6 protein-coding genes and 2 pseudogenes are annotated in these 6,825 nt (G+C 34.4%); 1 reads left to right on the top strand and 7 read right to left on the bottom strand.

The genetic code is table 11. The features are described from left to right. Nucleotides 1-174 (top strand): annotated as a pseudogene (locus tag ACN0QX_RS14975) (3-isopropylmalate dehydrogenase); the annotation flags it as partial. 56 nt (nucleotides 175-230) lie between these two features. On the opposite strand, the gene argH reads toward ACN0QX_RS14975, so the two are convergent. The 7 genes and pseudogenes from argH to ACN0QX_RS14940 form a co-directional block, all read right to left on the bottom strand. Further along, nucleotides 231-1,505: an argininosuccinate lyase gene (argH, locus tag ACN0QX_RS14970; RefSeq protein WP_417198126.1), complete on the bottom strand. Its 1,275-nt coding sequence runs from the start codon at nucleotides 1,503-1,505 to the stop codon at nucleotides 231-233. Nucleotides 1,506-1,598: 93 nt separating this feature from the next. After that, nucleotides 1,599-2,663: a M20 family metallo-hydrolase gene (locus ACN0QX_RS14965; protein ID WP_417198125.1), complete on the bottom strand. Its 1,065-nt coding sequence runs from the start codon at nucleotides 2,661-2,663 to the stop codon at nucleotides 1,599-1,601. Beyond that, nucleotides 2,660-3,436: an acetylglutamate kinase gene (argB, locus tag ACN0QX_RS14960; protein ID WP_417198124.1), complete on the bottom strand. Its 777-nt coding sequence runs from the start codon at nucleotides 3,434-3,436 to the stop codon at nucleotides 2,660-2,662. Before argB ends, ACN0QX_RS14965 begins: the two co-directional genes overlap by 4 nt. A 139-nt stretch (nucleotides 3,437-3,575) precedes the next feature. Continuing rightward, nucleotides 3,576-4,514 carry an acetylornithine carbamoyltransferase gene (locus ACN0QX_RS14955; protein ID WP_417198123.1) on the bottom strand — a complete coding sequence of 313 codons (939 nt, stop codon included), beginning with the start codon at nucleotides 4,512-4,514 and terminating at the stop codon, nucleotides 3,576-3,578. Beyond that, the gene (locus ACN0QX_RS14950) at nucleotides 4,511-5,641 is read right to left on the bottom strand and encodes an aspartate aminotransferase family protein (RefSeq protein WP_417198122.1); all 1,131 of its coding nucleotides are present in this window, start codon (nucleotides 5,639-5,641) and stop codon (nucleotides 4,511-4,513) included. The genes ACN0QX_RS14955 and ACN0QX_RS14950 overlap by 4 nt, the downstream gene beginning before the upstream one ends. Further along, nucleotides 5,638-6,438 (bottom strand): pyrroline-5-carboxylate reductase, encoded by an 801-nt coding sequence (gene proC, locus ACN0QX_RS14945; RefSeq protein ID WP_417198121.1) that lies wholly within the window; start codon nucleotides 6,436-6,438, stop codon nucleotides 5,638-5,640. Before proC ends, ACN0QX_RS14950 begins: the two co-directional genes overlap by 4 nt. A 54-nt stretch (nucleotides 6,439-6,492) precedes the next feature. Beyond that, nucleotides 6,493-6,825: pseudogene (locus tag ACN0QX_RS14940) on the bottom strand (N-acetyl-gamma-glutamyl-phosphate reductase); the annotation flags it as partial.

The raw sequence follows: 6,825 nt of genomic DNA, 5'->3' as shown, positions 1-6,825 counted from the left end.
GAAGCTGTTGAAAAATCGTTACAACTAGAAATTACAACACCTGATTTAAACAGTAAAAACAATACTATAACAACAAGTAAAGTTGGAGACTTTATTGAAGACTTTATTAATAACCCTAAAGATAGTAACCTAAATTTCGCGAACATTCATTTGGGTCAATCTACTATTATTTAGAGTGATTAATTATTTTGATTAAAATCAGAAAAGCACCTTAAAAAAAGGTGCTTTTTTTATTCAGGAAATTTATTTTTTATCTCGTCCAGACATAAATTACCAATACTGCCAATGTGCGTGTGCTCTTTTGAGGTATCTGGTTTGTAGGTTCCGTTTTGTACTTCACTACCAATTTTTTGATAGGCTTCTCTAAAACTCATACCGTTTTCAACTAGTGTATTGATGTTATCCACCGTAAATAAATATTGATATTTCTCGTCGTTTAAGTCGATAGATTTCACCTCTATTTGTTTAATGGAATAGTTGAAAATCTCTAAAATATCTTGCATATCCTTAATGGCAGAAATCATATTTTCTTTTAATAATTGGTAATCTCTGTGATAACCACTTGGCAGATTATTGGTTATTAAAACCATTTCATGATGTAAGGCTTGTATTTTATTGCTCTTTCCTCTAATCAGCTCAAAAACATCAGGATTTTTTTTGTGAGGCATGATGCTACTTCCTGTTGTAAGTTCGTCCGGAAAACTGATAAAGCCAAAATTCTGACTCATATACAAGCAAATATCCATAGCAAAACGCGCCAATGTATTGGCCAAACTACCTAATACTAATGCAATAGTACGTTCACTTTTTCCACGACTCATTTGTGCAGCAACAACGTTATATTTTAAAGTTGAAAACTCTAAAAGTTTTGTAGTCAATTGTCTATCAATTGCAAATGAACTTCCGTAACCAGCTGCAGAACCAAGCGGATTTTGATCAACGGTTTTTAACGCTGCATCTAACAAATATACATCGTCAATTAAGACTTCTGCGTAAGCTGAAAACCATAACCCAAAGGATGACGGCATTGCGACTTGCAAATGTGTGTAACCTGGTAATAATGCTTTTTTATTTGTTTCAGCTAACTCTAAAAGCGTTTCAAAAAAATCTTTTGTTTTTGATTTTATATTGATTAATTCTGCTTTATAAAACAATTGCAAAGCCACTAAAACTTGATCGTTTCTTGATCGCGCTGTATGGATTTTTTTACCAACATCACCATAGGTTTTAGTGAGTTCAAATTCAATTTTTGAATGTACATCTTCAAAATGCTTGTCTATGGTAAACGTTCCGTTTTCAATTTGCGATGCTAAATCTTCAAGTCCTTTTTCTAGTTGTTTCAGTTCTTCAGTAGTTAAAATACCGATAGATTGTAACATTTTAGCATGCGCTAATGAGGCTTGAACATCGTACTTTGCAATGTGTAAATCGATTTCTCGATCATTTCCAACTGTAAACTGTTCTATTTTTTTGTCTATGCTTATGCCTTTATCCCAGAGTTTCATAATTTTTTCCTGCGAAAGCAGGAATCTCTGCTCTCATTTTTTAAGTTATAATTTATTTTTAGATTCCGCATCAAGTGCGGAATGACAGACCTTTTATAAAATAACGCGATTCAACAATTCTATATAAATCCTTATGCCTTCTTCAATTTCATTGATATAAATAAATTCGTCTGCACTATGCGATCGTGTGCTGTCGCCAGGTCCTAGTTTTAATGACGGACAACTTAACACAGCTTGATCTGATAAAGTTGGCGAACCGTACGTGTTTCTTCCAATTTCAATACCAGCTTTTACCAAAGGATGATCAATTGGGATGGACGACGAATTCAGTTTTGTACTTCGCGGAATAATACTATCACAAGGCGCTTCTTGTTGTAAAATATCTACAATGTCTTGATTAGAATATTTATCATTCACACGAACATCTACCACCAAATCAACATTTGCAGGAACAGCATTGTGTTGCTTACCAGCATTGATTTGCGTCACAGTCATTTTCACATCACCTAAAGCTTCAGACGTTTTCTCAAACTCATAATTTTTGAACCATTCCAATACAGAAATCGTGTTATAAATCGCATTATCATCGTTTGGATGTGCTGCATGACTTGGCGTACCTTTTACTACAGCATCAAACACAACCAAACCTTTTTCGGCAACTGCCAAGTGCATCAAGGTTGGTTCTCCAACAATAGCCACATCAACTTTTGGAATTACACTTAACATGCTATTCAAACCATTGTCACCACTACTTTCTTCTTCTGCAGATGCAACAATAACCAGATTATAATTTAGGTTGTCTTTATCATAAAAATAGGCGAAAGTTGATAGTAAACTCACCAAACAACCACCAGCATCATTACTACCTAAACCATACAGTTTTCCATCTTCAACAATCGCTTTAAACGGATTTTTAGTATAACCGTTATTTGGTTTTACCGTATCGTGATGAGAATTTAAAAGCAACGTTGGTTTGGTCTCATCAAAATGTTTATTGATTGCCCAAACGTTATCATTTGTGCGTTTATATGGTATATTTTGAAGCTGAAACCATTGCTCGATATGTCGTGCGGTTTGGTCTTCTTCAGAGGAAAACGAAGGTGTTTCTATCAGTTGTTTTAACAACGAAATGGCTTGTTCAGTTAACGTTGATATCATTTTGAAATGGTTGTGTAGGTTAAGTTTCTATCGAAAAGCATCTCTGGTTTTCCAATGCATACTTTTTGGACATTATGATTGACAGCATGCATGCAATTATTAATTTTTGGTAGCATACCTTCTGATATAATTTGATTGTCTATTAATTGCTGAACGTTTTCTGAAGTTATTGATTCAATGACTGAATGATCATCCTTAACATCTTTTAAAACACCATTTTTTTCGAAGCAGTAATACAGTTCTGTATCGAAAATTTGTGAAAAACCAATAGCTAATTCGGAAGCAATTGTATCTGCGTTGGTGTTTAACAATTGTCCGTTTTTATCATGTGTAATAGCACAAAATACAGGCGTGATATTATTATTTAAGAGTAATTCTAAACTTTTTGTATTCACTTGTTTTACATCACCAACAAAACCGTAATCAATAGTTTTTACAGGTCTTTTGTCTGATATAATGGTATTGCCATCTGCTCCAGAAAACCCAATAGCATTACAGTTATTTGCTTGCAATTGTGCGACTATATTTTTATTGATTTTACCTGCGTAAACCATTGTAATAATATCCAAAGTTTCAGCGTCTGTAATGCGTCTACCATCAATCATTTGCACTTCTACTTGCATTTGATTCGCAAGTTTAGTTGCTAATTTTCCGCCACCATGCACCAATAGTTTAAGTTCTTCGATCTTGGAAAACTCTTTTAAGAACGCTTGTAATGCATCTACGTTATCAATGATGTTTCCGCCTATTTTTATGATTTTTAGTGCTTTCATAATTATGCTCGCGAAAGCGAGTATCTTTTAGTTTTTGTCTCCTCGAGCGCAGTCGAGAGGTTAATTTAGGTCTCGACTACTTCGTAGTGTGCTATCAATCAAAATATATTTTGATTTCAATCAATGCTCGACCTGACAACTATTTTAATCCTTCTAAAATCTGCTTTAATACAATTTGAGCTGCAAATGTTCTGTTATTGGCTTGTTTTATCACTACAGAATTTTCACTATCCAAAACTGCATCTTCAACAACAACATTACGTCTAACTGGTAAGCAGTGCATGAATTTGGCATTGCCTAACTTGTCTTTTGTCATCATCCAATTTTCATCTTGATTTAATACTTTTCCGTAGTCGTTAAAACTGCTCCAGTTTTTTACATATACAAAATCGGCATCTTGCAAGGCTTCTTTTTGGCTGTAATTAATAGGTGTTTGTTTCGTGATATTTTTATCCAATTCGTAACCTTCAGGATGCGTAATTGTAAAATCGACATCCAAATTCTGCATCATTTCCACAAACGAATTTGCCACTGCTTGTGGTAGCGCTTTAGGATGTGGTGCCCAAGACAATACGACTTTTGGCTTTGGTTTTTCTGCTAATTCGGTAATGGTAATCGCATCTGCCAACGCTTGCAATGGATGCGCTGTCGCACTTTCCATATTAACGATTGGCATTGTAGCGTACTCTTCAAAACTTTTTAAAATGTATTCGCTTTTGTCTTTGGCTTTATCTGTTAAGGTAGGAAAGGCTCTAACCGCAATAATGTCTGCGTACTGTGAAATGACTTGAGCTGCTTCTTTAACGTGTTCTGATGTGTTGGCATTCATAACGGTTCCGTCTTCAAATTCTAATTGCCAAGCATCGTTTACATTTAAAACCATCACATCCATTCCTAAATTCTTTGCTGCTTTTTCGGTACTTAATCTGGTACGTAAACTGGCATTAAAAAATAGCATGACCAAGGTTTTATGTTTACCTAAATCTTGAAACTCATGAGGATTCATTTTTAGTAAAATAGCTTCCTTTATTGTCTCGTTTAGGTTAGAAATGTCTTTTATTTCGGTGTATTTTTTCATGAGTTTAATTCTTTTTTCAGTGCTACAAAAAAGGCATCAATGTGTTTTTTCTGAATGGTTAATGGTGGAAGAATTCGTAAAAGATTAGGGTTTTTGGCGCTTCCTGTAAACATGTGATGTTTGTGAATCAGTTGTTTTCTTAATTCTGAAACAGGAAAATCAAACTCTAATCCTAACATTAAACCGCGACCTTTAATACTTTTCAAACTTGGTAAATCTTTAGCTTTTTCAATAAAATAAGCTGAAATATCATTTGCATTTTCAAGCAGTTTTTCTTCCTCTAAAACTTCTAAAACTGATAATGAAGCTGCACAAGCCAAATGATTGCCACCAAAGGTTGTGCCTAACAAACCAAAGTTTGGTTTGATGTTTGGATGAATTAAAATACCACCAATAGGAAAACCGTTGCCCATTCCTTTTGCGATAGAAATAATATCTGGTGTGATATTGTGCTTTTGAAAAGCAAAAAAATCGCCAGTTCTACCAAAACCAGACTGTACTTCGTCTGCAATTAAAATCGTATTGTATTGTTTGCATAATGCTTCTAAACCTTGATAGAATTCGGTAGTACTTTCGTCCAATCCGCCAACACCTTGAATACATTCAATGATTACTGCGCAGGTTTGGTTTGCTTTCAGAATATTTTCAACTGAAAATAAATCGCCTAATTCTACAAAATCAACGTCTTGTTGTGCGTTAATTGGCGCGACAATTTTAGGATTATCGGTTGCTGCAACTGCTGCAGATGTACGACCGTGAAACGAATTTTTAAATGCTAACACTTTACTTTTTCCGTTGTGAAATGATGCTAATTTCAAAGCGTTTTCATTCGCTTCTGCACCAGAATTACACAAAAACAGTTGATAATCTTTACAGCCTGAAAGTGACTCTAACTTATCAGCTAAAGCGACTTGCAACGGATTTTGAATCGCATTGCTATAAAAGCCCAATTTTGAAACTTGATTAGAAATTGCTGACACATATTTTGGATGCGAATGCCCAATAGAAATCACAGCATGCCCACCATATAAATCTAGATATTCGACATTATTTTCGTCATAAACATAGACGTCTTTTGCCTTTACAGGTGTAATATCAAAAAGTGGATAAACGTTAAACAAACTCATATTTGTTCCTTTTTAATGTTGTTAATTTTATTGAACGATGCGACCATACCTTGAATTAAAGACGAACTCAATCCTTTGTGTTCCATCTCATTTAAACCTTCAATGGTGCAACCTTTTGGCGTAGTCACAAGATCAATTTCTTCTTCTGGATGATTACCATTGGTGATTAGTAAATTAGCTGCGCCTTCGCAGGTATGCATCGCTAACTCTTGGGCTTCTTTTGAGTCAAATCCCAACTGAATTGCTGCTTGTGTTGTCGCTCTAATCAAACGCATCCAAAAGGCAATTCCACTAGCACAAACTACAGTAGCCGCTTGCATTTGCGCTTCAGGAATTACTAACGAATGTCCCAGACGATTAAAAATAGCTTGAGCAATTTTAATACGTTTTTCGCCTTGCGAATTGCTACATAAACACGTCATAGATTTACCAACTGCAATTGCTGTATTTGGCATAGCACGAATGATGAATTGATCGATACCAATTTGCGATTCAATTTTTGGAATAGTATAACCTGTAATGGTAGAAATCACTACATGTTTTTCGGTTAAAAAAGGTTTAATATCCTTTAAAATCGATTCGAAATGTGCTGGCTGAACCGCAAAAATCAAAATATCTGATTGTTGTACAGCCAAAACGTTATCAGATGTAATCGTCACGTTTTTATAACCGTCAAATTCAGATATGCTATCTACATTTCGTTTTGTTAAATACAGTGTCGTAATCGCATTATTGGTGATTAACCCTTTGGCTATCGATTTTCCTAAATTTCCTGTTCCTATGATTGCTATTTTCATTTGTTTAGTAATTAGTGTTTAGTTGGTAGTGTTTAGTGTACTCACTCATACTTTTTAAAAATAACTCGCTTTTAATTTTAAACCTGTTGTTTCTTCAAAACCAAACATTAAATTCATGTTTTGTACGGCTTGTCCTGTCGCGCCTTTTAATAAATTATCAATAATGCTTGTAACCAATAATTTATCTTCGTGTTTATGTAAATGAAGTATGCAATTATTGGTATTGACCACTTGTTTTAAATGAATATCTTCATTTGAAATCAATGTGAATTTTGTGTCTTTATAAAAGTCCTTAAACAGCTGTTTGGCATCTTCTAAACTACCATCAAATTTTGTGTAAAGCGTTGCGAAAATTCCTCTTGAAAAATCACCTCGATTTGGCATAAA

The sequence above is a fragment of the Bizionia sp. genome (assembly GCF_048259285.1).
In the GTDB taxonomy this organism is placed as follows: Bacteria; Bacteroidota; Bacteroidia; order Flavobacteriales; family Flavobacteriaceae; genus Algorimicrobium; species Algorimicrobium hallyeonense.
This window is presented reverse-complemented; position numbering and strand designations above follow the sequence as displayed.

Bases quoted from the DNA above. Each gene is read 5' to 3' on its own strand.
- argB (WP_417198124.1), bottom strand. From the start codon at position 3,436: ATGAAAGCACTAAAAATCATAAAAATAGGCGGAAACATCATTGATAAC.
- proC (WP_417198121.1), bottom strand. From the start codon at position 6,438: ATGAAAATAGCAATCATAGGAACAGGAAATTTAGGAAAATCGATAGCC.
- argH (WP_417198126.1), bottom strand. From the start codon at position 1,505: ATGAAACTCTGGGATAAAGGCATAAGCATAGACAAAAAAATAGAACAG.
- ACN0QX_RS14955 (WP_417198123.1), bottom strand. From the start codon at position 4,514: ATGAAAAAATACACCGAAATAAAAGACATTTCTAACCTAAACGAGACA.
- ACN0QX_RS14950 (WP_417198122.1), bottom strand. From the start codon at position 5,641: ATGAGTTTGTTTAACGTTTATCCACTTTTTGATATTACACCTGTAAAG.
- ACN0QX_RS14965 (WP_417198125.1), bottom strand. From the start codon at position 2,663: ATGATATCAACGTTAACTGAACAAGCCATTTCGTTGTTAAAACAACTG.